The following is a 24,592-nucleotide window of genomic DNA, read 5'->3' as shown; positions in this document are numbered from 1 at the left end:
ATAATCAATCTCTCTCATCCTTCAGAATAGAGAGCGAGCTATGCAGTCTGACCCAAAAGCGTTACTAAAGAAAAACGATGAGCTTATTCAATCGGATGTGCTCAAAGTCAAATCTCATGTTCAGCGTGCACAGGACGACTGGATTCAGCACACCTTAATGATTGAAGGCTACGATGTCCCTTTTCGTTTCAAACGCCAAGGCAAATACCGAACATTACGTGGTGCACGCGTTAATCTAACCTATTACCCCACTCAAGAAATGGTCGCCGGAATTCCTGTGGAAATCATGAAAGTGGTCCGCGTTAAACGGACTTAATCCTTTTTCTGATGCGATGCCATAAAAACGATTATTTTCTTCTGGTATGCTGAACTTAGCAACGACTTGAAGGTCTTTCATGTCGGGTTCTTGTGAGTTTATTTAGGTAGAGAAATTAATGGAAATGAGTCGTTCAGGCAATGCCTTCGCGCTGGTAAAGCGAGTTGAAAGAAGCGTTTGGTTCCAGGGTTTTATTATCAGCATCATTATTATTGCGGCGCTGACGGTAGGGGCTAAAACCTACTCGTTACCCTCTGGTGTCGAACTGGCGATTAATTATCTAGATACCTTCATTACCGTCTTCTTTTTGGTTGAAGTGAGCTTACGTTTTTTAGCGTGCGATGACAGGTGGCGCTTCTTTAAAGACCCTTGGAATGTGTTTGATACGATCATTGTGATTGGCAGCTTAGTGCCCATGTCAGATACGGACATGGTGCTGGTGGCGCGATTGTTGAGAGTATTCCGCGTTTTACGTCTTGTTTCTATTATTCCTGATTTGCGCTTTTTGATTAATGCGCTGATCAAAGCCATTCCTAAAATGGGCTACATTGCCCTGCTGATGTTTATTATCTTCTATATCTTTGCGGCGGTAGGTTCGATCTTTTTCGAGCATATTAACGACAAGTTATGGGGCGATATCGCCATTTCTATGTTGACCTTGTTTCGTGTCGCTACCTTTGAAGATTGGACCGATGTCATGTACGAAACAATGGAAGTGTACCCATTAAGTTGGATTTTTTATGTGGTCTTTATCTTCCTAACCGCGTTTGTCTTCTTGAATATGATGGTGGGTGTGGTGCTTGATGTGATGACGCGAGAAACCGCTGAAAAAGAACACGACGCACAAGAAAACAACCACCAAGCCTTGGTGACTCAAATCAGTGAACTGCAAAAGCAAGTCGCGCGCCTAGCGGATACACTAGACGCCCAGCAGCAAGAAAAAGACGGATCTAAAAAAGAGCGTTAAACCAGCGTTTGCTTACTGGTTCTACGAGCCAGTAAGCGCCCACCTAGCGTGTTGAGTATTAGCCCTAACAGAACGAACAAGATGCCAATCCATTGCAGTGGACTGATGTATTCAGACAGTAAAATAGCCGACGTGGTGAGACCAACGACAGGGACGCCAAGTGTGAGAGGAGCAATGGTCGCGGCTGGATAGCGAGACATCAAGTAGCTCCATAACCCATAACCGGCCACGGTTGCAAAAATGGATAAATAGGCCAAAGTCGCCATGGTGCCCCAATTGATGTTTTGTAGGCTTTGTACCATGACATCGGAGCCATCAATAAACCACGAGCAAACGAAGAAAGGCAGCGGTGGAATCCAGCAGCTCCAAATGACCAAGTTGACGTTAGCGTGATAGCCTTTTTTACTAATCACCTTGGTGCTGATATTGCCTAATGCCCAACAGGTGGCAGCCACTAAGGTTAAGCCAAAACCAATCAAGGTCATGCTGGTGTTGTCATTTTCAAGGGCGATGGTAGCCAGGCCGCCGGCGGCAATGGCAATAGCAATGACCTGATAAGGGCGAACGCTTTCTTTTAAGAACACAACGGCAAAGAGCAGTGTAAAAATCGCCTGAGACTGCAAAACAAGAGACGCTAACCCTGCTGGCATTCCGAATTTCATCGCGCTAAATAAAAAGGCAAACTGGCCAAAGCTGAGAGGAAGGGCGTATAAAAACCACCATTTAAGTGGCGTTTTTGGACGCTTGAAAAAGAGCGAGCCAATCACCGCCACCATTAAGAACCGTAAACCACCCAACATCATCGGGGGAAGGTCGTCTAACCCCCAAGCAATGACAACGAAATTCAGACCCCATGCAATAATAATAGCGAGTGCGATCAACATATCCCTACGGGTCATTTCAAATTCCTTGAAGCAAAGGTGGTTGGGTTTGTTAGCTTACGTTGTTTACCAACAAGCGCCAATGTACAGATGCACAAAGAATGAAAGATACAGCGAAGGTCGCCAAAATAGAAAGGGTTACTTTTCAGTAACCCTTTGTTTTGTTTATCTATATTTTTCCACTATAACGGAAATAAATTAACCATTTACCGCGTCTAACGCTTGGCTAATATCGGCAATAATGTCTTCAATGTTCTCAATGCCGACAGAAATACGGATTAAGTCGGTGCTGACTCCCGCTTTGGTGAGCTCTTCTTCATTCAATTGACGGTGCGTCGTGGTCGCTGGGTGGCAAGCAAGGGATTTCGCATCGCCAATGTTTACCAGTCGTAATACCATTTTTAACGCATCGATAAATTGCGTGCCAGCAACCAAGCCACCTTTCACGCCAAAACTCAACACGCCAGAGGCTTTACCACTGGTGATACGCTGACTGAGGGCATGGTATGGGCTGTCTGGAAGCGCCGCGTAATTGACCCAGTTTACTTTCTCGTGACTCTGTAGGTAGGCGGCTAATTTTTCCGCATTAGAACAATGACGCTCCATGCGTAAGCCCAATGTTTCAAGCCCTTGCATGATTAAGAATGCACTGTGTGGCGACAACGCCGAGCCAGTGTTGCGCAGTGGCACTACGCGACAACGACCTATGTACGCCGCCGCGCCTAATGCTTCGGTGTACACCACGTCATGGTAGGAAGGGTCTGGCTCGTTCATCATTGGGAAGCGTTCTTTGTTGGCGGCCCAGTCAAATTTACCAGAATCGACAATCATGCCGCCGACGGTGGTGCCGTGACCCGCAATGTATTTTGTTAAGGAATGCACCACAATGTGCGCGCCTAGCTCGAATGGACGGCACAAAAATGGGGTTGCCACTGTGTTATCCACAATCAGAGGAATACCGTGTTTGTTGGCAATGGCCGCCAGTGCTTCGATATCGACAATATTGCCCGCTGGGTTGCCAATGGACTCACAAAAGATCGCTTTGGTGTTGTCATCGATGGCGGCTTCAAAACCGGCAAAGTCATCGGCAGACACCATACGCGCTTCGATTCCGCGGCGCGGAAAACTGTGGGCAAATAGATTGTAAGTACCGCCATACAGTTGGCTGGTGCTAATAATGTTAGAGCCAACATCACAAATACACTCAATCGCGTAGGTAATCGCCGACATTCCAGACGCCACTGCTAGACCTGCAATGCCACCTTCCATCGCAGCGACGCGTTGCTCTAGCACGTCGGTGGTTGGGTTCATGATGCGGGTGTAAATATTGCCAGGTACTTTTAAGTCAAACAGGTCCGCGCCATGCTGTGTGTCGTCAAAGGTATAGGACGTGGTTTGATAAATGGGAACCGCAGCGGCTTTGGTGGTTTCTTCAGAGGTGTAACCATGATGAAGAGCAAGTGATTCTAATTTCATTGTAAGCAATCCTAGTCTTATTATTGGGGGGATCTAACAGCACCATATTAACGCGACATGGCGTGTTAGAAAAACGCGAGCAATGGCTATGACGCGTATGATCAAGGTGCCTTCACGCGACTAGATAGCCTTGCTCACAAACAGGCGATTAACTTTGTGGTGTGAGTATTGCGTCAAATGAGTCGTAATTTTCCAAAACACCAAACCAAAAAGAAGAGCTGATCATCTTAAATTTACGCTCATGCTTCTCGCTAGCAAGTGTTTCGATTTGCCACAAAATCCCAGAGGCTTGCGGGAAGTCATCGCCATTGAGTTGTTCTTCATAGAGGCGGTGCATTAAGCCGTTATCGTCTAGGCCACAGGACAACAAACGAACTAAATTAGCGGCTAAGTCGGTATCAAGGAGCTCAAGATCAGAGGCATTTTTAGCATGAAGGGTGATGCTAAAGTCGACGCCAGTCGGTTGCGCAAAGATGCCGTTAAAGGCTTCGCGTAATAAGCCATAGGCATTAAAAAAGCGTTCATGAAATTGGCAATCTGAGTATTCTTCCCATAATCTATCATCGGCCATTTCATGGCTCAATTGATCGATTTTACCTGGGGTCACATCGTCAGAGAAAAGCGACGTTAACACGACATTGGCGGCGTCAGCTGGGGCTAAATCGTTTAAAGACATGAGACACATGTCTTTCAGCTCGGCATCGGTTAACTCTTCTAGGCCATCCTCTAACTCCATTAATGTCATGAGAGCGAGGAATTGTGGACGAGTCCATGCGTTGGGTATGGCGGAGATTTTGTGAAATGACTCTAGTTCAATAGAAAATTTTGCAGACATGAGTGCCTCCAATAAAAAAGCCGCAGAAAAAAGGGCTTTGTAGTAAGAAAGCTAAACCGTATTGACTATTTATACAAGAAAGCAGCCCCTATGTGGTGAAAAATAGGCGTTAAAAAAGCGGCTCGAAAGCCGCTTTATAGTTATGTTTTTGACGGCTTTAAATAAACAATAACACCGCCAAGTTCATAACTTGTGAGATCAGTAAAACACCAACAAATCCCCCTAAGTAGAGCAAGCAGAACCATTGCCATGGTTTGAGGTTATCGGCTTTTGCTTTGAGTGTTTTCCACATCTTAGTAACCCTCCTGATAGTCTTCGACTTTCCCCGAAAAGACACGGTATCCCCATAAGGTGTAGATGCATATCACAGGGATAAAAATACACACGCCAGGCAATAAGAACTCAAGGCTGGTGGTAGGCGATGCGGCTTGCCATAAGGTTAATTGATGTGGAATCAAGTAAGGGAATACACTGACTACCAAGCCTGCTAGTCCTAATAAGAAAAGCAGAATGCCACACCAAAATGGGCGCGCTTCATGGCGATGGCTGTGCAAATCTTTCCAAGACACAACGGCGGCGATCAAACACAAGATAGGCAGTGGCGCTAGGTATAAGAAGTGACTACCTGAGAACCAACGCTCCTTGATGTCTGGTTGAGTGAATACCGTCCAAATGCTGACTACGGCCATGGCAATCATCACCATGACCAACAAGACTTTAGCCAATTTGGCGGCGTGAGCTTGGATCACGCCACGTGATTTCATATAGAGGTAACACGCCGCTAACATGGCATACCCAGCCATCACAGCAAAGCCTGTAAAAATGGTGAAAGGCGTGATCCAGTGCAGACTAGACATAGCTTCACTGCCTTCTGGAATCCCTTGCACTATGGTTCCCAACACCAAGCCTTGGCAGAACGCCGCCACCGCGGAACCTGCGCTGAACGCAAAATCCCAATACGGACGCGAGCGATCAGATTTAAAGCGATATTCAAAGGCCACACCGCGGAATATCAAAGAAAACAGCATCAGCATTAAGGGAATGTACAAAATAGACAATAAGCCCGCGTACGCCGCAGGGAAAATGCCATAGAGCAGGGCGCCACCCATGACGAGCCAAGTTTCATTGCCATCCCAAACGTGTGAAATAGACAGCATTAAGTGATCGCGCTCCCCTGGTTTATCAAACCAGGGGTATAAGATGCCGATGCCCAGATCAAAGCCATCAAGACAGACGTACATGAAAATGCAGAATCCCAGTACTAAGAAATAAAATAAAGGTAAATCCATTACTTCTCTCCTTCGTGATCTTCATGTTTCAAGTTTTTCACCCATGCCAGAGCATAGCCGGGAGCGTTCATGCCAATAAGGTGTTTTTCTAGGGTCGCCATTTTAGGCGGTCCTTTACGAATCAATTTGCGCATAAAGTAGAGATAGACAAGAGACAGTAGAAAGTAGATCACTACAAACATAGTCAACGAAAACAGCACGCGCTCAGCAGGCAGTGGTGAGACCACATCAGAGGTTCGTATCAGGTTATAAATAACCCAAGGTTGACGGCCTGTTTCTGCGACATACCAACCGGCAATGGTTGCCACCACCCCCATTGGTGTGAAAAAAGTCACGGCACGTAAGAACCATTTATTTTCATAGAGTCTGCCCTTGCGGCGTAACAACAAGGCGGCCAAGGCAATCGCGACCATGCCCATGCCGAGCCCCACCATCACGCGGAACGACCAAAACACCAACGGCACATAAGGTCGATCTTCTTTTGGAAAGGCTTTTAGGCCTGTGACGGAGCCGTCCAATGTGTGAGTCAGAATAAGGCTACCAAGGTGCGGAATACCCAGTTGGTAATCATTTTCTTCAGTTTGCATGTTTGGCATCGCGAATAGCAGTAATGGCACTTCGCTTTCTTGAGCTTCCCAAATACCTTCTATTGCGGCCAATTTCGCTGGCTGGTGTTCTTTCACTTCTAAGCCAGATTGATCCCCAATTTTGACCTGTAAAATAGTCAGCACCAAGAGCATCCACATGGTCATGGAAAGCCCTTTTTTGGAGAAATTCATATGCTTTTTCTTCAACAAGTAAAACGCGCTTACCCCAGCGACCAGCAATGAAGCAGTGATCAGCGAAGCCAATAACATGTGCGTCAGACGAATTGGGAAAGAAGGGTTAAAAATAACTTGCATCCAGCTGTCTACATGGAAAACACCGTCGACTATTTTGTAGCCTTGCGGTGTTTGCATCCAAGAGTTAGCGGCCATGATCCAGGTCGAAGAAATCCAGGTGCCGATGGCGACGACCAGAGTCGAAAGGAAATGGACTTTGCGACCGACTCGTTGCCAACCAAACAGCATGACACCCAAAAAGCCGGCTTCAAGGAAGAAGGCGGTCAATACTTCGTAGGCCAGTAATGGCCCAAGCACTGGTCCTGCAATTTCAGAGAATTTGGAAAAGTTCGTCCCAAACTCATAAGACATAACGATCCCACCGACCACGCCCATCCCAAAGGTGATGGCGAACGGTTTGATCCAAAATTTAGCCAGCTGCAAATAGCGAGGGTCGTTGGTTTTCAACCATAGAGCTTCCCAGATGGCGATTAAGGTCGCCAAGCCGATGGTGATGGTTGGAAAAATAATATGAAAGCTGACGGTAAAAGCGAATTGAATACGCGATAGCATCGCTGAGTCAAAATGTTCCATAGTGATACCTAAGTAAAACAAAAGACGAGATGGAGTAGGGCAACACACGCCGCTCTACTCCTAGCCTAAGAGCGCTCTAAATCAAGACTTCTTTAGAAACAGCTGTTTAACGGCAAGAGGAGAAATGGCTAGGCAAAAAATGCTCGCCAGCGTGATGATTTCAGTCATAAAAGAGGCAGTATTCATGGTAAGTACCTTGTTAATTGCAGTGATATTGATGTGGATCAATTTATCTATTGCTAAGCAAGACAGAGGCCAGCTTTTCATCTTTCGTATCTTATTGATTTATAAGCAATAAAAATTTCATTTTGAATTGCCTGTAAACAAGGTTTACGATTACGCCATTCTTTTAGTGTCAACGAGGTTTACAGTTTGACGATATCCCTAATGTTTGAAGTGTCTATGCTGATTTCTAGCGTGTGTGGCCTATTGGTGGCGGCGTGGCTGCTTTGGCGTGCACAAAAGCAAGGTGAGCTGCAGGCGCTGGCTGGCTTTGCCATCATGATGGCCATTTGGTGCTTTGGTCATGTGGCGCTTTTTCAGGGTTATGAGCAGACGGGCATACACATCATTTTGGCGAATCCGTTAATGCCCACCTTCTTTTTGCATTTTGCGATTCGATTTGTGTATTCCGGCACGGTAAAAGAGGCATGGCTGAGGCGCTTGGCGAAAACGCTGCCCTGGTTTTACGTAACCAGTATCGCTGTGGTGTTACAAAGCTGGTGGGTTGATGCTGGCGCAGCGAGTCAAACATTGGACACGCGTTCTTTCTTTGTTTTCACCGATGCCGGTGCTTTTAATCTGGTGTATACCATCTTGATGGGAATGCTCGCGCATGGGGTGTTGCTGTTTGGCTGGTATCGTCATGCGGGCAATAAAAAACGTTCTATTTTGGCCATGTTCGGCGTCGGAGCATGGGGATTGCTGTTGGCCACCAGTTTTATTTTCCCTTCGCTTGGCATCAGCTGGTTTCCTTACCCTATGTTGCTATTGCCCACTTATCTCCTGTTGTTGGTGTACGCGGTGGTGCGTTATCAGATCTTGTCGGTGAATGCGTTTGCCAATCGAGCCTTACTTTGGTTGGCCATGATGCTGGTGATCCTGTGTTTGATTTCTGTGATCAGTGTGGTGTCAGGGCGCGTTGGGTTACAAGCGTTGGCGAATGTGCCTAGTTGGCAATTATGGCTGTATTCACTGCTTACCTTGGTGGTCTCTGTGTTGATTTACCAACCGCTAAACCGGCTGATTTCTCGCCTGATTTACCCAGGCGCAGTCTTGAACGAACAAGTGTTGGACACCTGGTCGACGCAGTTAAAAGAAGCGCACGATTGGACCGGTTTGATCTCTGTTGGTGAACGCCTACTCTCGTCTCAGATAAGACAAAACGTACGAATAGATGTGCAAAATCATCATAAAGACACTCTAGAAGAAGAGCGTGCCTTGGCGCTTATTGTTAATCGAAGCGAGCAAGGTTGGCACTCAGTTTTGGTGGGGTGGAATGACGCCAGCCCAGGCATGCGACTTACCGCGGAAGTGTTCGGTTCTTTGTTTTCCACCAGTTGTGGTTTATTGGAGCGCTCATTGGCGCTTGCTGTGGCAGAGCGCAAACGCTTAGATGAGCAACATCTGGTTGAGCTAGGAAGTTTGTCGGCGGCGGTTGCCCACGAATTGCGTAATCCACTGAATATTATTTCGATGGCGGCTTACGATGCGCCGCCAGAAACTCGCCAGCACATCCAAACGCAACTCAAACGAGCGGATCGTTTGGTGAGCGACATGCTGGTGTATTCCGGAGGGCTTGCCTTACATAAAACCATGGTTCCTCTGCATGCGCTGGTGGCCAGTATTGTGGCGCAATCAAATCTCGGCGAGATTGAATGCCAGCTGGACATAGCAGACACCATTGAGCTGCCAGCGGATTACCAAAGAGTGCAGCAGGTGTTTATTAACTTGATCGATAATGCGGTGGCGTTTTTACGCAACCAAGCGCAAGGAAAATTGGCCATTCAGGCTTGGCAGAGTAACGACGCTGTGGTGATTCAGGTGCATAACAATGGGCCTAAAATAGACAGCGCGTTAACGGGAGAGGTCTTGTTTCAGCCGTTCGTAACCAAACGAGCCGGTGGCAGTGGCCTTGGTCTTGCTATTGTACGCCGCATACTAGATGCCCACGAAGGTCGGATTTTTCACCGCAGTGATGCGGGTTGGCCGGTGACTTTTGAGCTTTCTTTCCCTTTACCTATGTCGACTTCTGCAGACGACATCGAGCCTGGCGCTGCGCCAGAGATAGGCAACTAGATGACGCAAAATAAAATTCTCTTAGTAGACGATGAACCTGCCTTTCGTGAATTAGCGAGCCGCTGGCTAGCAGGCCAAGATTATCAAGTAAGAACCGCTGGCAGCTTAGAAGAAGCACGTCAGGCGATGGTGGGGTTTGATGCGGATTTGGTGTTGCTTGATTTGTCGATGCCACCACACTTTGACCCGCTGATTACCCTGGAATCCATGGCGGAATTTGATGGGCGTCCGGTGATTATCATTACCGGTCATGCGGATCGGGATTTGGCCTTAAAAGCCGTATCCCTAGGCGCATGGGACTTTATTGCCAAACCCATTGATCCAGAAATGCTCGCGGTGGTGGTGCGTCGCGCCATTACCAAAACCACCTTAGAGCGGGAGCTCAATCAGTTAAAGCAAGCGGGTCAATCGGCCCAAGGGGCTGCCGCCTATATTGGCCACTCATCGAGTGCGCAAAAAATCCGTGCCTTGATAGAGCGCATCGCCCCAACGGACGTTCGAGTGTTAGTCACTGGGCCGTCGGGAACAGGGAAAGAAGTGATTTCTCGAACTCTGCATGATTTGAGTCATCGTGCTCGACAACCGTTTATTTCTGTTCATTGTGGCGCGATTCCCGACGAACTGCTTGAAAGTGAGTTGTTTGGTTATGTGAAAGGCGCGTTTACGGGAGCCGAAAAAGACAAAGAAGGGTTATTAAGCCTCGCCGATGGCGGCACGCTTTTTCTGGATGAAATCGGAGAAATGCCACTTACCATGCAAGTCAAAATGCTGCGAGTCTTGCAAGAAGGCACCTTCTTCCCCGTTGGCGGCCGTGAACAAAAGCACATCGATGTGCGCGTCATCTCGGCAACCAATGCCGATCTGGTAGAGAAAGTGCGAGAAGGGCGCTTCCGTGAAGACTTGTACTACCGAATTAAAGGCGTCAACATCGAAACCCAATCGCTAGCTGAGCGTTTAGAAGATGTGCCTGTCTTGCTGCAAGCTTTCCTAACGAACCTAAGAGCCAAACAAGAAAAGACTTTGCTATTAAGCAATGAGGCCGTGCAATGGTTTCGAGAGCAAGCATGGCCTGGCAATGTGAGAGAATTGAAAAACGCCCTAGAAAGCGTTGCCTCGATCTGCCCTGCAGGCCACATCACCATGGAAGACATTCATTTGCTTTACCCATCGATTGGCGCATATGCTGCCCCAGCCATAGGGACAACGCCGGACAGTGACGCCACCTTAGATGAACAAGTCCGAGCGCTGGAAATACGCTTGATTCAAAAAGCCCTCGCCACAACCCAAGAAAACCGCACCCAAGCCGCAAAACAACTCGGCCTATCGCGTCAAGGCTTGATCAAGAAAATAGAACGGTATGGGTTGTGAGGATGACGCTTATTTAAGCGTCATTGGCGTCTGAATCGCCATCGATCCAATCTAGGGCGGAGGCGAGTTCGACGTAGTCCGTATATTTATTCAGTGTAACATCGTAAAAACAGCCTTGATAATATAATGCTTCTAGCCATAATGCTCCTTCTGAAAAAGATTTTTCTATTTCGTGCTTTCTTCTTTGTTGCTGCTTTTCATATAGTTGTGCTTGTGTTCTTTGATATTGAGTCCCTTCAATACCACGAGTACCGAGTAGACTGAACTTAATCGTCGAACCATCATATGCAGAGGTATAAATCGAAAAAAGGTCTTGCTGATATTTTAAAAAAGGAATGAGATATGTTCCTTCTGGGTAATTGTTTTCATGAGAAAGTCTTTGTGCTGTATTAAATTTAGGATGGTCTATTTTTGGATTAAAATGCATTTTAAAATCTGATTTATAATTATTAAAGCGATTTTCAATATATCCAATTATTCCTTGTTCTCTATTGCTTTTATCTTTATATGAAAAGTTGCCAGAAATTATTTTTCGAAATTTCTTACTATCTTCTTCGTTAAAGCATAATAGTGTAGTTAACATCAAAATATCGATTTTAGAGTCTTTTGACATGTTCGATAGTGTGGCGATGACTCGATCCGCAATTTGGATAGCCGTTCTTGGTGGCATTTTAAAAGCATCTAAAATTACAGCAATATTTCGTAAAGTAACCTTGCCATCTGGGTTGGGAGGCAGAATTTTTATGCCTCTTTCTTCTAAAAAATCACCTGATAATTTTGTGTGGTCAACATGGACTTCTAAGAAATCTTTTAGGTCTGGTGCTTTTAAACTGAAACGACTATTAAAAAAACGACCAAGATAAAGGCGCGCATCAAAGCCTTCCCCATAAATTGCTTTCACTGCGTGTTGCAGCTGCTCAGTGTCTGTTGCCACAACGAAGACAATGCCTTTGATATCAAAAATATGCTTGATGGTTTCCAGCATTTCTACGGCATAGCTTGGGCGACAGCGGTCTAACTCATCGACGAAAATAAAGGCTGGGAAATTTAATTTTTTTCGATCAATAACCTCATTTACCCATTGTGAGATATTTTTCTTTAAGTCTTTTATTGCGTTTGATTTCGCATCGTGTTCATCAATAAGGTGTTTCACCATATTAGACGCCATAACGCTCATATCCATAGATTCGCTATCTGAATCTTCAACCTCTCCTAACTCATTACCTTCCTCAGCTTGCATAATAGCAACTGGGTCAATATCAAAATATCGCTTAGAAATACTTCTTGCGAATCCGGGAGCAGCTGCTTTAAGTAAACCAATTATTTTGTTGGATACTTTAATGATTTTATCGTCTTCTTTCGCTCCAGCTTGCTCTCTAAGCTGATTTATCACGGAAGATATCACTGTCATTAATGGGTCATCGGAATAGTCCTGCTTCCATGCATCAATGTACACAGTAGGAAAATGACCTTTTAAATCTTCTGACCAACGCTTTAGGAAATAGGTTTTACCTGAACCCCATTCAGAGTTGAGGTTCAGTACGTAATTACGTTTTATGCCCTCAGAAGAGCCAGATTTTGTATAACCTTCATTTTTTAAAAAGTTTGTTAAGAATTGGGCGTACTGAACGCGACCGAGTGTGTCTTGTGGGAAGTCTTCCTCGTCTATGGCTGTAGGGGCAGACCAATTTATAGAGTCTTTGGTAAACATGTTATTGCTTCCCTTCATTAACGTGGTGTTAGTAATGATATCGACACTGAACGATGTAAATCGTATTTCCTTCTACGTTATAGACTAATCGATGTTCTCTATCTATTCGCCTTGACCAATAGCCTGACCAGTTATGCTTCAAAGGCTCAGGGTCGCCTAATCCTTCAAAGGGTTGACGAGTAACATCCTTGATTAGCGAATTAATTCGCTTCAGTGTTTTTTTATCTTTTTGTTGGAAATAAAGATAATCGCTCCATGCGTTCTCAGCCCAAGATAAAATCATTCCTCAATCAATTCTCTTATTTGTGTTTTACCTGCTTCGACTTCAGCAATGGCATCATTCAAGCGTGAGGCATTTTTAGGGCTGGCCATAAGATAGGCAGTTTCTTCATAAGCTTGAAAGTCCTCTAAGCTTATTAAAACAGCAGGCTTCCCACCTTGACGGGTGATGATGACTGGTTTGTGATCATCGTTGACCTTGTCGAGTGTACTCGCTAGGTTCGTTCTAAATGCTGAATAACTTAATGTGTCCATGATACACCTCTCAAAAAAGTACATATAATTGTACTTGTACTTATTTTTGTACGCAATGTTTTTGAATAGATGAAATGTATGGACTGATATAAAAGAACCAAGAGGTAAAGCGACTATTCGCGCCTGCGCGTGGAGCGTACCTCTTGGTTCTTTTAAGACGCCTAAATAAGCGTCTAAAGAAGTGCCTAGATAAGCGCCTAAACAGAGAAGCCACACTAGCCGATGGCTTTCGTCGCCGCCACGGTACAGTTGATTTCGCCGTCTTGCACTCGAACCTTAATAGAGTCGCCTTTTTCTATCTCGTTGACCGAACGAATTACTTGTTTGTCTTTAGAGGCAATAGCGTAGCCACGCGACAAGGTATTCAAAGGACTGACGAGGTTAAGCTTGTCGATGAGGCGAGCAAAGCTGGTTTGTTTGCTGGTTAGCGTGTTGTTTAATGCCAATGCTAATCGAGCGTCGATATCACGCAGTTTCTCTTGGTTTTGCTCTATGCGTCGCGCGGGTGTGTTTTTTTGCAGCCTGTGTTCCAGGTTTTGTGTTTTGACTTTGTGTTCTTGGATTGTGCGTTCAAGGCTCTGTTGCAAGCGGCGCTTGAGTTGGTCGAGTTGAGTTTGCTGCTGATCAATGCGTTCCTTCGGATGGCGAATGCGTTTGATCATGAAGTCCAGCTGTTGCTGGCTTTGCTCCAAAATACGCGACATGCGTCGGGTCAGTTGGCTTTCTTGCTGGGCAATTTGACGAATCAACTGAGTTTTATCTGGGCTTAACAGTTCCGCTGCGGCCGTGGGGGTGGCCGCTCGGACATCGGCGACAAAATCAGCGATGGTAAAGTCTGTTTCATGGCCTACGGCAGAGACGATCGGTGTCGTCGCTTGAAAAATTCTGCGTGCTAAGGCTTCGTCGTTAAAACTCCACAGATCTTCTAACGAACCGCCGCCTCGCCCAAGAATAATGGCATCAAAATAACCGCTGTCATCGGCTCTGTTAAGTTGCTTTACAATGTTCTTCGCGGCGTCTTGGCCTTGTACCAGTGAGGGCAGGATGGTTAATTCTGTCAGTGGGAAGCGACGACGAAAAGCAATAATCATATCGCGCACCGCCGCACCGACCGGTGAGGTGATGATGGCGACGCGTTCAGGCTGAGTCGGTAATGGTTTTTTATGCTCAGGAGAAAACAACCCTTCCGTTTGTAGGGTGTTTTTCAGGCGTTCAAACGCTTGTTGCAGTGCGCCTTCGCCAGCGGACTCCATGCCTTCTACACTGAGTTGGCAATCGCCTCGTGGGCCATAAAAGGTCACGCGGGCTCGCAGGCGAACCATGTCGCCATCTTTCGGTTGAAATCGGACTGCGCTGTTTTTGCCTTTGAACATGGCGCAACGGATTTGGGCGCGATCGTCTTTGAGAGAAAAGTACCAATGACCTGAGCCTGGCTTGGCTAAATTGGAGATCTCACCTTCGACTAAAATCCAAGGAAGACTGGCTTCGAGAAGTTGTTGAATTTGTCGGTTTAGTTGCGAGACGGTAAATGCGGTTTCTGATGCTGGGCTTGTTGTAAATTTTTTCATCAATCTCTCGTGGTTTTGATTTACCGAATGCGACTATTGGAGTAGAATTACTTGCCATCTTAACTCCCCTTGTTGGCATTGGAAACTCCCCATTATGTTACGAATCGTGCAAGAAGCTTTAACGTTTGATGACGTATTGCTCATCCCCGGCTATTCCGAAGTTCTTCCTAAGGATGTTAGCCTCAAAACGAAAATCACAAAAGACATCGAGCTAAACATTCCGCTGACGTCTTCTGCGATGGATACCGTTACCGAACACCGCATGGCGATTGCTTTGGCTCAAGAAGGGGGCATAGGCATTGTCCACAAAAACTTGACCATCGAAGAGCAAGCTCAAGAAGTGCGTCGTGTTAAGAAATTCGAAAGCGGTATCGTTCGAGACCTTGTTACGATCAATCCTGAAGCCAGCGTTCATGAGCTGATGGCATTGACAGCTGCAAACAACATCTCAAGTGTTCCTGTTGTTCAAGGTACTGACCTAGTTGGTATCGTAACCAGCCGTGATGTTCGTTTCGTTAAAGATTTTGATAAAAGTGTCGCAGACATTATGACGCCGAAAGAGCGTCTAGTAACAGCTCTTGAAGGTGCTTCTGCTGGCTCTATCCGTAAATTACTCCATGAAAACCGCATCGAGAAAGTATTGATCGTTAACGATCAGTTCGAATTGCGCGGCATGGTAACCGTTACTGACTTCAACAAAGCCACTACTTACCCGAATGCATGTAAAGATGCAGAAGGTCGTCTACGCGTAGGCGCAGCGGTTGGTACGGGCGCAGACACAGGCGATCGCGTTAAAGCATTGTCTGACGCTGGCGTCGATGTCATCGTTGTTGATACTGCCCATGGTCACTCGAAAGGCGTTATTGATCGCGTTCGTTGGGTAAAAGAAAACTTCCCGCACATTCAAGTTATCGGCGGTAACATTGCCACTGCTGAAGCGGCCATTGCGCTAGCGGATGCCGGTGCTGATGGTGTTAAAGTAGGTATCGGCCCAGGTTCTATCTGTACCACTCGTATCGTTGCTGGTGTGGGTGTTCCACAAATCAGCGCGGTTGCTAATGTAGCAGAAGCAATGGAGCCTCGCGGCATTCCAGTCATTGCCGACGGTGGTGTTCGTTTCTCTGGTGATATCGCTAAAGCGATTGCCGCAGGCGCGAGTGTAATCATGGTTGGTGGCTTGTTGGCTGGTACGGATGAAGCACCAGGCGAAGTTGTCTTGTTCCAAGGTCGTTCTTATAAAGCGTACCGTGGTATGGGCTCGCTAGGCGCGATGTCTCAAACTCAAGGTTCGAGCGACCGTTACTTCCAAGACTCAAGCAGTGTTGAGAAGTTGGTTCCAGAAGGCATTGAAGGCCGTGTAGCTTCCAAAGGACCAATGGCGTCAGTGATTCATCAGTTGATGGGCGGCGTACGTTCTTCTATGGGTTACACAGGTTCTGCCGATATTGAGACTATGCGTACGAAAACGCAATTCTCAAAAATTACCGGTGCCGGCATGCGTGAAAGCCACGTCCACGACGTGACCATCACCAAAGAAGCGCCAAATTATCACGCGGGTTAATCGCGGATAAATTGTAAGCGAGATGGGGCGTATTACACGCCCCATCTTTATTTGATTGCTCTTACTATTATTCATTACTCTAGTGTCAAAAGAGAAAGTCTTATTGAATTAGAGTGAAAGGACAGGCTAACAATGTCGCAAGATATCCACGCTCATAAAATACTTATTCTTGATTTTGGTTCACAGTACACGCAATTGATTGCGCGCCGCGTGCGTGAAATCGGTGTTTTCTGTGAAGTCCGTGCTTTTGATATGGACAATCAAGACGTTATAGATTTCGACCCTAAAGGTATCATCCTAGCGGGTGGCCCTGAGTCCGTGCCTGAGCCTGGTTCGCCACGAGCCCCTGAAGCTGTGTTCACCTTGGGTGTGCCGGTTTTTGGTATTTGTTACGGCATGCAAACCATGGCCGAGCAGTTGGGCGGTAAAGTTCAAGGTTCTGAAATCCGCGAATTCGGTTACGCTCAAATCCGCAAACACGACGGCCCAGCATTGTTCGAAGGCATTCAAGACCACGAAGCAAACAATGGCGTTGCAATGTTGGACGTTTGGATGAGCCACGGCGACAAAGTGGTAGAAATGCCACAAGATTTCGTTTTGATGGCATCAACGGACAGCTGCCCAATCGCAGCAATGGCTAACGAAGCGAAAAAATTCTACGGTGTGCAATTCCATCCAGAAGTAACTCACACACTTCAAGGCGGCAAGATCCTTTCTCGCTTTATCGTTGATATTTGTGGCTGTGACACCTTGTGGACACCTGCCAACATTGCGACTGATGCGATTGAAAGAATGCGCGAGCAAGTGGGCGACAAACAAGTTCTACTAGCACTATCTGGCGGTGTGGACTCTTCTGTTGTGGCGGCGCTATTGCACAAAGCAATTGGCGATCAATTGACGTGTGTATTCGTAGATAACGGCTTGCTTCGTTTGAACGAAGGCGATCAAGTAATGAAGATGTTCGCTGACAACATGGGCGTAAAAGTCATCCGTGTTGATGCTGAAGATTTGTTCCTTGGTAAGCTTGCTGGTGAAAATGATCCAGAGAAAAAACGCAAAATCATTGGTAACACCTTTATTGAAATTTTCGATGAAGAGTCGTCAAAACTGGATGACATTGAGTTTCTTGCGCAAGGCACAATCTACCCAGACGTCATCGAATCAGCAGCGTCTAAAACCGGTAAAGCACATGTCATCAAGTCTCACCACAACGTGGGTGGCTTGCCAGAAGACATGAAGATGCAACTGGTTGAACCGCTACGTGAATTGTTTAAAGACGAAGTACGTAAGCTAGGTGTTGCACTTGGTTTGCCACACGACATGGTTTACCGCCATCCTTTCCCAGGACCAGGTCTAGGTGTTCGTATCTTAGGTGAAGTGAAAAAAGACTACGCCGACATCTTACGTCGTGCGGACGCTATCTTCATTGAAGAACTTCGTCGTTCTGGTTGGTACGATAAAACAAGCCAAGCGTTTGCCGTCTTCTTGCCAGTGAAATCGGTTGGTGTAGTGGGCGACGGTCGTCGTTATGAATACGTGGTTGCGCTGCGTGCGGTTGAAACCATCGACTTCATGACAGCGCGTTGGGCTCACCTTCCATACGAATTGTTGGAAACGGTATCTGGTCGTATCATCAACGAGATCGAACACATCTCACGCGTGACGTACGATGTATCGTCTAAGCCACCTGCAACCATCGAGTGGGAGTAGGGCGGGCTATCAATAGCTAATAAAGCCTTTGGAAGATAATTGAAATGCCAGTCAGCTCAAACTGACTGGCATTTTTATTGTGAGAATGATGGTTGATTTTCAGAAATTAGCGTATCTAGAAAATCGACAATGGTTCTCGCTCTAGGTGGGTGTGTAAAACTTGAGTGAATGACGAGCTAAATTGTTTGAGCGCAATTGCTATTATGTCGGTGTAACTTAACCGCCGATACGTTAGAGGAGATGCAGTACATGTCAGCTTAGGCTTCACTGTTAATTTTAGGTTGGAGTTTGAGTCGCTTAATATTTGGCAGTAGTAATCCTATAATGACTACTGTAATGCCAATAAGTTGAATCTTTGTAACTTCTTGGCCAAGTATGAATGAAGTGAGTACAGAGAAAATGGGAACAAGATTGAAGAATAATGCAGCGTTCGCAGAGCCAAGCTGACGCACACCATTTAGCCATAATAAATAACCGGCAACTGTGCCAAACATACCTATGTACACGACTTCGGCTATACCTAGGGTGGTTGTGCTCCCCAGCTCTGTGAATGGATGTATCTCAGGCGACATTAAACACATAACACCAATGACAGTGGCTCCGCTTAACATGCCAATAAAAGTATAAGGGAGTACTGGCATCCAGTTGCTGATCCCTTGGCTACAGTAGGTGTAGATACTCCAAGCTAGCATACCGCAGAAAATGAGCTGATCTCCGTAGTTAATTCTAATTGAAAGTAACGACTCTAAATGACCATTTGTAATCACTATAAGGACACCGGTTAAACTTACTAACAGGCTAAAACACTGAGAAGACGAAGGCGCTGTACGAAGTGCAATACATGCAATCAGTGACGTTATTAGTGGGCTAAGCGCCATGATCAAGGAGCCATTAGTCGCATTTGTGTAAGTTAAGCCGGTAAATAGACAAAGGTTTAGACCACCAACACCTATGACACTGACAAAAATAACCCAAATCCATTGCTGAAATTCTAAGTGTGGCTTAGGTGTACGTATGACTTTGAGGTATACCGCTAAGCATATGGCTGCAATCATAAAGCGCCAAAATACTAAAGTAAGCGCATTAACCTCATCTAAAACATGTTTACCAATAGGGAAGCAACTACCCCAAAAAAAGGTACAAATAATCAAAAGTACAATGGCTTTTAGTGTGGAATCAAGCTTCATGGTCGCTCCAAGTGATTTGTCTAAATGAGTCACTTAGTGTATAGATTTCAATAATTGGATAAATAGCTAAAAATGGGAGCATAGATACCGATAATGAAACCTAGATATTCTTTAGACGACCTGCGTTGCTTTTGTTCTATAGCGCATTTAGGTAGTTTCAAAAATGCTGCCCAATCTCTTGGAATGCCGCTGTCTACTTTGAGTCGTCGTATTCGTCAGCTAGAATTAGATTTGCAGCTTCGTTTATTAAACCGAGATGCCCACAAGGTTGTTCTAACAAGTACGGGAAAGCATTACTTTCAGCGTTTTGCTTCGTTGTTTGATGAAATCGATGAGATTGATATAGGATTGCATCAAGATAAGTATCGGCCGCAAGGGAAAATTCGTATTTCATCCCCTATAAATCTGGGCTCACAGTTATTGCGCACTATTTTCTATGATTTCCTGATTAAGTATCCAGATATTCAATTGGACCTTAGTTCTTCTAACTCTCTAATAGATATTGAAGAAGAAGCGATAGATGTAGTGTTTCGAGTTGGTGATCCTGTAGTTGAAAATTGGGTGGCGAGACCGTTAAAAGATATTCACTTCATTTTATGTGCGCATCCCAATTTCGATATAGCGGACATAGCTAAGCCGGAAAATTTGAGTGGACATGCCTCTATCATTTGCCGGCCAATGACACCTTGGTATTTAGTGCAAAAGGAAACTGGTGAGTCGTTTGACTACTATCCTCATAAGAATGTTAGGTTAGAAGTTGATGAAATTCTCATGCTAACTCATGCTGTTAAGGCAGGGCTTGGTATTGGATATGTACCAGATTATTTTGCACAGCCGATGATTGAGCAAGGTGAAATCAAACATGTGCTGCCAGATTGGCACAGTAAAGCTCGCACACTATTTATGTTGTATCGCGACCGTGACCATATGCCAATGCGAGTGCGCTTATTTATCGACTTTGCTATGGCGTACTTTGAGTAGTGTTAATATAGTTTTGATAAACCCCTCTCAAGGGGAAAATCATTAAGTGCCTTAGACTCTAACCAGCCAAACCATTAAAAAGCCCGCTTTCTAGCGGGCTTTTTTATGTCTGTTGGTTTCGTTATTGGGCTGTGACTGGGCGTTTGTGTTTCGGTAAGCCGATCGATATCAGCGTGGTGGCAATGAGAAAGGCAAATGACACCCAGAGGCAGGCAGAGAACCCCCAGACTTGGAAGACCCAGCCAGACAGCATTGTGCCGATTAAGCGCCCCATGGCGTTGGCCATGTAATAGAAGCCTACATCAAGGGACACGCCATCGTCTTTGGCGTAGCTTACGATTAAGTAAGAGTGCAGCGAGGAGTTAACCGCAAACACAGCGCCAAACACCATTAAGCCGACAATAATCACCACTTCTGGATGCCATGCATTTTGAATGGCGTATGCAATTAAGCCAGTGACCATCGCAAGGACTAAAGCCCAGAGCAAAGCGGCGCTGCCATCCGGTGATTCACCTGATGTTAGCTTGGTGATTTTAGGTGCAATGATTTGCACCAAGCCATAAGCAATCACCCATAGGGCAAGAAAACCACCCACCGCGCTATGGTCCCAATCAAACACCGAGCCTAGGTAAATCGGTAAGGCGACGACAAACCAAACATCCCGAGCGCCGAACAAAAACATACGCGCTGCAGACAGAATGTTAACGCTGCCTGATTTGGAAAATATTTCCGAGAACTTAGGTTTGGTTTTGGCCTTGCCTAAATCCGCTTTTAAACCAATTAAGCTGCCGATAAAGACAAACATCAGCACGATTGCCATGGCTGCTACAGAATACTGGAAGCCTATTAAAGAGAGCAGAGCGCCACCCAAGAAAAAGCCTGCACCTTTTAGTGTGTTCTTGGAGCCAGTAAGGATCGCAATCCATTTGTACAAAGCGCCTTGGGCATCGGCGGGCACTAGGGTTTTAATGGCGCTTTTGGCGCTCATTTTATTCAAGTCTTTGGCGATGCCCGATAAGGCTTGCGCCGCCATGACCCAAGGAATGGTAAGCCAGGGTGCTGGTAGCGCGAGCATCAGTAAGGCCACAATCTGCATGGCCAAGCCCACGTTCATGGTACGGTTTAAACCGAGTCGAGCGCCTATCCAGCCGCCGACTAAGTTAGTGACCACACCAAAGAATTCGTAGAATAAAAATAGTAATGCTATTTCTAGCGTGGAATAACCTAAATCATAAAAGTACAAAATAACCAGCATACGCAAGGCGCCGTCGGTTACCGTGAAGTTCCAATAATTAAATGTGACCAGCATATACTGACGAACGTTCTGGTTAAGCTGAGAAAACATAGCCGCTCTCTTTAAGAGAAGAGCTACCTAGGCAGCTCTTTTATGTTGGTTACTGATTCGCGAATTGATGTATGTATTGCACTTGCACTTGTTTGGTAAACGCCGACGGCCTTAACGATTGCACCTGGCTAATTATTTGCGCTAAGGGCCACTCTCTTTCTAATAGGAGGTGAGCGGCTAATAGACCTGTTCGACCGGACCCGCCCATGCAATGCAGGGCGATCTTTTGCCCTTTCTCAATCGCTTGATGCAGTTGCGGTGAGGCTTGCTGCCATTGCGCAATAAAATCATTGCTAGGCGCGCAGTCATCTTCGATTGGGAGATGGAACCATGAGAGCCCAGCGGCTTTTATTATTGCCGGGAGCGCCTCAACACCGTGTGCTTGCATCTCATCTGCATTCAACGCTGTGACAATGGTCGTCACACCTTGTTCTCTGAGTTGAGCAATGCTGTCGCTTAGCGATGTACTTTTAGTGCCAGGACAAGGAGTCAGTACGAGACTGGCTTGTGATCCTGTTACTGGCAGCTCCCATGTCGGGTGGGTCATCTTGTTTGCTCCTTAAGCCATGCCGACTTTTTTAACTAACTCTGCTGTACGCGTTGCATAGCCCATTTCGTTATCGTACCAAGCGTATATTTTCACCATACGAGAGCCAACGAGCATGGTCGATTGTGCGTCTACAATAGTGGAGCGTTGGTCGCCTTTGTAATCGATGGAAACCAGCGGGCGATCTTCGAAACCAAGAATGCCTTTTAATTCACCTTCAGAAGCTTCTTTTAATAGCGCGTTTACTTCCTCCACCGTGGTGTCGCGTTTCACATCAAAGACGATGTCTGTCAGTGAGGCATTCGCCAGAGGCACTCGCACCGCATGGCCATTTATCTTGCCTGCTAGATCCGGGAAAATTTCGATGATGGCGGTGGCTGACCCTGTGGTGGTCGGGATCAAGCTCATGCCACAAGCGCGAGCACGACGTAGGTCTTTATGAGGTGCATCGAGAATGGTTTGTGTGTTGGTTAGATCGTGAATCGTCGTGAAGGAGGATTGCTCAATGCCAAGTTTCTCATGAATCACTTTAACAACAGGCGCGATGCAGTTTGTTGTGCAAGACGCCGCCGTCACAATGCGATGTTGCTCAGGATCGAAGGTGTGATCGTTCACTCCCATGACGATGTTCGCCACACCGGCTTCTTTAACCGGCGCAGAAACCACAACGCGTTTAACGCCTTGTTCGAGATACTTATTTAATATCTCAGTTTTCTTGTGTTTGCCAGTTGCTTCAATGACCACATCACAAACAGACCAATCCACCGCATCGATGTCTTTTTCCTGTGAAGTAGGAATGCTTTTCCCATCAATGATGATGTGGTTGCCATTGCTGCTGACTTCGTGCGCCCAACGACCTTGTACCGAGTCGAATTCCAGTAGGTGAGCCAGAGTAGGGGCGTCACCTGCGACATCGTTAATGTGCACGAACTCAATATCAGGCCAATCGAATGACGCTCTCAGTGCCAAACGGCCAATACGACCAAAACCATTGATTCCTACTTTTATAGACATTGTCATTCTCCTTTAAAGGCAACATTCTGGACGGGTGCTCATTTCTGATAAGCGTTTAATGTCCTGTTGGTATTCTTCTTTCAGGCAGTTAGATTCCACTAACCCACGAATTTGTTTTCTCATCCACCCAGGTAACGTATCCGATAAGCGGTAAAACACCCATTGGCCTTGTCGGGTGTCGACAATGACTCCGCTTGAGCGCAGTAGAGCCAAATGGCGTGAGACTTTAGGTTGCCCTTCATTAAGAGCATGTGTGAGTTCGGCTACACAAACCTTTTCTTCGCGGGCGATGGTTAACAAACAACGCACTCGGGTTTCGTCCGCAAGTAATTTAAAAAACTGGTGAGGCAGCATATTAAGCTCCAATCATTATATACGTATATCCATATATATTAATCGTGACTTTCGTAATGTCAACACTCGATGTGGGTGAGGGTGGCGGACTAATGATGAAAGTAAAGCCATAAGGCGGATGCCGTATAGTGTCGCGCTGTTTTGTTATATTTTTATGACAGCTTCTTTATTTCAGTGCATGGTGTTCGGATTGGCTGCAAAGGAAAGCGCTTATCCTTGAGGCCGCTGAGCGTGTAAACTTTGGCGCAAGCGTGTATTACATTAGATATCGTATTGATGGGTAAGGGGTTAATCAGTGAAGTTTCCGACAGCATTATTAGAAGGGCGTTTGATTAAACGCTATAAGCGTTTTTTATCAGACATTGAGCTATCAACGGGTGAGGTCATTGTCGCTCACTGCCCCAACACAGGGTCAATGAAACGCTGTCAGCAAGATAATGCAAGAGTATGGGTCTCTGAAAGCAATAATCCGAAACGAAAACTGGCTTATACCTGGGAGTTGGTCGAAGTAGACGAACAGCACCTTGCCTGTATAAATACCGGATACCCTAATAAGTTAGTAGGGGAAGCCATTGCCAATGGTGTTGTGTCTGAACTGGTCGGTTACAGCGAGCAAAAAGCCGAAGTGAAATACGGCGAGAAGAGTCGAATCGATTGGCTGCTAACAGGAGCGGATGGACGTAAATGCTATGTGGAAGTGAAAAACGTCACTTTATTAGAAGAAGACGGGTTAGGCTATTTCCCCGATGCGGTGACAGAGCGTGGCAGAAAGCATCTTTATGAGTTGGCAAACATGGTAGAAGAAGGCCATAGAGCTGTGATGTTCTTTTGTGTGAGCCACACCGGCATTGATTCAGTTACCCCAGCAACACATATTGATCCCAAATACGCACAAGCTTTTGTCGAAGTCATAGAAAGAGGGGTAGAAGTGCTAGCCTATCAAGTCTCGATCGACCCTCAAGGCATGTTGGTGACGCATTCTGTTCCCGTAAAGATGCCAGAATTGCCTTAGCGGTTAAGGGGATAGTGCAGAAGCCTGGTTGTTTTATAAACAAAAACACCCTTTTCTGTTGGTTAATTGATCGCTTTTGCGATTCTTTTAAATTAATTGGATTAAATAGCACTTTTTCTCAGAAAAGGGTTGCACTAAATCTGTAGATCCTTAATATACGCCCTCGCTGACACGGACAACGCTTCACAACAACGAAGACGATGTCTAGCTTACTAAGTAAGCC

At 46.0% G+C, this 24,592-nt stretch carries 24 protein-coding genes; 9 read left to right on the top strand and 15 right to left on the bottom strand.

What is annotated here, in order from left to right; all coding sequences use genetic code 11:
- Positions 1-40 precede the first annotated feature (40 nt).
- Complete coding sequence (locus tag E0D71_RS17240) at positions 41-316, top strand: hypothetical protein (RefSeq protein WP_133004545.1); 276 nt, start codon at positions 41-43, stop codon at positions 314-316.
- Between the two features lie 118 nt (positions 317-434).
- On the top strand, positions 435-1,283 hold the full coding sequence (locus tag E0D71_RS17235) for an ion transporter (protein WP_133004544.1): 849 nt from the start codon (positions 435-437) through the stop codon (positions 1,281-1,283).
- Here the strand turns inward: E0D71_RS17235 and E0D71_RS17230 are convergent.
- From E0D71_RS17230 to E0D71_RS17210, 6 genes are all read right to left on the bottom strand, one after another.
- Positions 1,280-2,182 (bottom strand): EamA family transporter, encoded by a 903-nt coding sequence (locus E0D71_RS17230; protein WP_133004543.1) that lies wholly within the window; start codon positions 2,180-2,182, stop codon positions 1,280-1,282. The two genes, E0D71_RS17235 and E0D71_RS17230, sit on opposite strands and share 4 nt — an antisense overlap.
- Before the next feature lie 180 nt (positions 2,183-2,362).
- Positions 2,363-3,640: an aminotransferase class I/II-fold pyridoxal phosphate-dependent enzyme gene (locus E0D71_RS17225; RefSeq protein ID WP_133004542.1), complete on the bottom strand. Its 1,278-nt coding sequence runs from the start codon at positions 3,638-3,640 to the stop codon at positions 2,363-2,365.
- A gap of 148 nt (positions 3,641-3,788) precedes the next feature.
- Positions 3,789-4,475, bottom strand: coding sequence for a hypothetical protein (locus tag E0D71_RS17220; RefSeq protein WP_133004541.1), 687 nt, complete (start codon positions 4,473-4,475; stop codon positions 3,789-3,791).
- Positions 4,476-4,632: 157 nt separating this feature from the next.
- Positions 4,633-4,767 carry a hypothetical protein gene (locus E0D71_RS17575; protein WP_279433454.1) on the bottom strand — a complete coding sequence of 45 codons (135 nt, stop codon included), beginning with the start codon at positions 4,765-4,767 and terminating at the stop codon, positions 4,633-4,635.
- A gap of 1 nt (position 4,768) precedes the next feature.
- The gene (gene cydB / locus E0D71_RS17215) at positions 4,769-5,764 is read right to left on the bottom strand and encodes a cytochrome d ubiquinol oxidase subunit II (protein WP_133004540.1); all 996 of its coding nucleotides are present in this window, start codon (positions 5,762-5,764) and stop codon (positions 4,769-4,771) included.
- On the bottom strand, positions 5,764-7,179 hold the full coding sequence (locus tag E0D71_RS17210) for a cytochrome ubiquinol oxidase subunit I (protein WP_133004539.1): 1,416 nt from the start codon (positions 7,177-7,179) through the stop codon (positions 5,764-5,766). Before E0D71_RS17210 ends, cydB begins: the two co-directional genes overlap by 1 nt.
- Positions 7,180-7,303: 124 nt before the next feature.
- On the opposite strand from E0D71_RS17210, the gene E0D71_RS17435 reads away from it, so the two are divergent.
- From E0D71_RS17435 to E0D71_RS17200, 3 genes are all read left to right on the top strand, one after another.
- A complete protein-coding gene (locus E0D71_RS17435) occupies positions 7,304-7,477 on the top strand; it encodes a hypothetical protein (RefSeq protein ID WP_165943024.1) in 174 nt (57 codons plus the stop codon).
- Between the two features lie 89 nt (positions 7,478-7,566).
- Positions 7,567-9,477: a sensor histidine kinase gene (locus tag E0D71_RS17205; RefSeq protein WP_133004557.1), complete on the top strand. Its 1,911-nt coding sequence runs from the start codon at positions 7,567-7,569 to the stop codon at positions 9,475-9,477.
- A complete protein-coding gene (locus E0D71_RS17200) occupies positions 9,478-10,845 on the top strand; it encodes a sigma-54 dependent transcriptional regulator (protein ID WP_133004538.1) in 1,368 nt (455 codons plus the stop codon).
- A 13-nt stretch (positions 10,846-10,858) separates the two neighbouring features.
- Here E0D71_RS17200 and E0D71_RS17195 read toward each other — a convergent pair whose 3' ends face one another.
- The 4 genes from E0D71_RS17195 to xseA all read right to left on the bottom strand — a co-directional run bounded on the left by E0D71_RS17195 (position 10,859) and on the right by xseA (position 14,658).
- A complete protein-coding gene (locus E0D71_RS17195; RefSeq protein ID WP_133004537.1) occupies positions 10,859-12,556 on the bottom strand; it encodes a P-loop NTPase fold protein in 1,698 nt (565 codons plus the stop codon).
- Between the two features lie 28 nt (positions 12,557-12,584).
- Complete coding sequence (locus E0D71_RS17190; RefSeq protein ID WP_133004536.1) at positions 12,585-12,839, bottom strand: Txe/YoeB family addiction module toxin; 255 nt, start codon at positions 12,837-12,839, stop codon at positions 12,585-12,587.
- A complete protein-coding gene (locus E0D71_RS17185) occupies positions 12,836-13,090 on the bottom strand; it encodes a type II toxin-antitoxin system prevent-host-death family antitoxin (RefSeq protein ID WP_024024084.1) in 255 nt (84 codons plus the stop codon). Before E0D71_RS17185 ends, E0D71_RS17190 begins: the two co-directional genes overlap by 4 nt.
- Positions 13,091-13,305: 215 nt before the next feature.
- A complete protein-coding gene (gene xseA / locus E0D71_RS17180) occupies positions 13,306-14,658 on the bottom strand; it encodes an exodeoxyribonuclease VII large subunit (protein WP_133004535.1) in 1,353 nt (450 codons plus the stop codon).
- 94 nt (positions 14,659-14,752) lie between these two features.
- Here xseA and guaB point away from each other — a divergent pair, with 94 nt between their 5' ends.
- Together guaB and guaA are read left to right on the top strand one after the other, a co-directional pair.
- Positions 14,753-16,219, top strand: coding sequence for an IMP dehydrogenase (gene guaB / locus E0D71_RS17175; protein WP_133004534.1), 1,467 nt, complete (start codon positions 14,753-14,755; stop codon positions 16,217-16,219).
- A 132-nt stretch (positions 16,220-16,351) separates the two neighbouring features.
- A complete protein-coding gene (gene guaA, locus E0D71_RS17170) occupies positions 16,352-17,929 on the top strand; it encodes a glutamine-hydrolyzing GMP synthase (protein ID WP_133004533.1) in 1,578 nt (525 codons plus the stop codon).
- A 257-nt stretch (positions 17,930-18,186) separates the two neighbouring features.
- Here the strand turns inward: guaA and E0D71_RS17165 are convergent, their stop codons facing one another.
- Positions 18,187-19,116 (bottom strand): DMT family transporter, encoded by a 930-nt coding sequence (locus E0D71_RS17165; RefSeq protein ID WP_133004532.1) that lies wholly within the window; start codon positions 19,114-19,116, stop codon positions 18,187-18,189.
- Between the two features lie 93 nt (positions 19,117-19,209).
- Here E0D71_RS17165 and E0D71_RS17160 point away from each other — a divergent pair, with 93 nt between their 5' ends.
- Positions 19,210-20,097, top strand: coding sequence for a LysR family transcriptional regulator (locus E0D71_RS17160; protein WP_133004531.1), 888 nt, complete (start codon positions 19,210-19,212; stop codon positions 20,095-20,097).
- Positions 20,098-20,218: 121 nt separating this feature from the next.
- Here E0D71_RS17160 and arsJ read toward each other — a convergent pair whose 3' ends face one another.
- Genes arsJ through E0D71_RS17140 form a run of 4 tightly spaced genes read right to left on the bottom strand, consistent with a single transcriptional unit; the run spans position 20,219 to position 23,357 of the window.
- Entirely contained in the window at positions 20,219-21,442 is a 1,224-nt protein-coding gene (gene arsJ, locus E0D71_RS17155) for an organoarsenical effux MFS transporter ArsJ (RefSeq protein WP_133004530.1), read from the bottom strand.
- Between the two features lie 49 nt (positions 21,443-21,491).
- Positions 21,492-21,989 carry a cyclin-dependent kinase inhibitor 3 family protein gene (locus E0D71_RS17150; RefSeq protein WP_133004529.1) on the bottom strand — a complete coding sequence of 166 codons (498 nt, stop codon included), beginning with the start codon at positions 21,987-21,989 and terminating at the stop codon, positions 21,492-21,494.
- 12 nt (positions 21,990-22,001) lie between these two features.
- The gene (locus E0D71_RS17145; protein ID WP_133004528.1) at positions 22,002-23,003 is read right to left on the bottom strand and encodes an ArsJ-associated glyceraldehyde-3-phosphate dehydrogenase; all 1,002 of its coding nucleotides are present in this window, start codon (positions 23,001-23,003) and stop codon (positions 22,002-22,004) included.
- A gap of 12 nt (positions 23,004-23,015) precedes the next feature.
- The gene (locus E0D71_RS17140) at positions 23,016-23,357 is read right to left on the bottom strand and encodes a metalloregulator ArsR/SmtB family transcription factor (protein ID WP_133004527.1); all 342 of its coding nucleotides are present in this window, start codon (positions 23,355-23,357) and stop codon (positions 23,016-23,018) included.
- A 295-nt stretch (positions 23,358-23,652) separates the two neighbouring features.
- Here E0D71_RS17140 and sfsA point away from each other — a divergent pair, with 295 nt between their 5' ends.
- Positions 23,653-24,369 (top strand): DNA/RNA nuclease SfsA, encoded by a 717-nt coding sequence (gene sfsA, locus E0D71_RS17135; RefSeq protein WP_133004526.1) that lies wholly within the window; start codon positions 23,653-23,655, stop codon positions 24,367-24,369.
- Positions 24,370-24,592: the final 223 nt, after the last annotated feature.

It is taken from the genome of Marinomonas sp. KMM3893 (assembly GCF_004352855.1).
GTDB classification, from domain to species: domain Bacteria; phylum Pseudomonadota; class Gammaproteobacteria; order Pseudomonadales; family Marinomonadaceae; genus Marinomonas; species Marinomonas arenicola.
The sequence above is the reverse complement of the archived record's forward strand: the minus strand, read 5'-3'. Positions and strand labels throughout refer to the sequence as shown.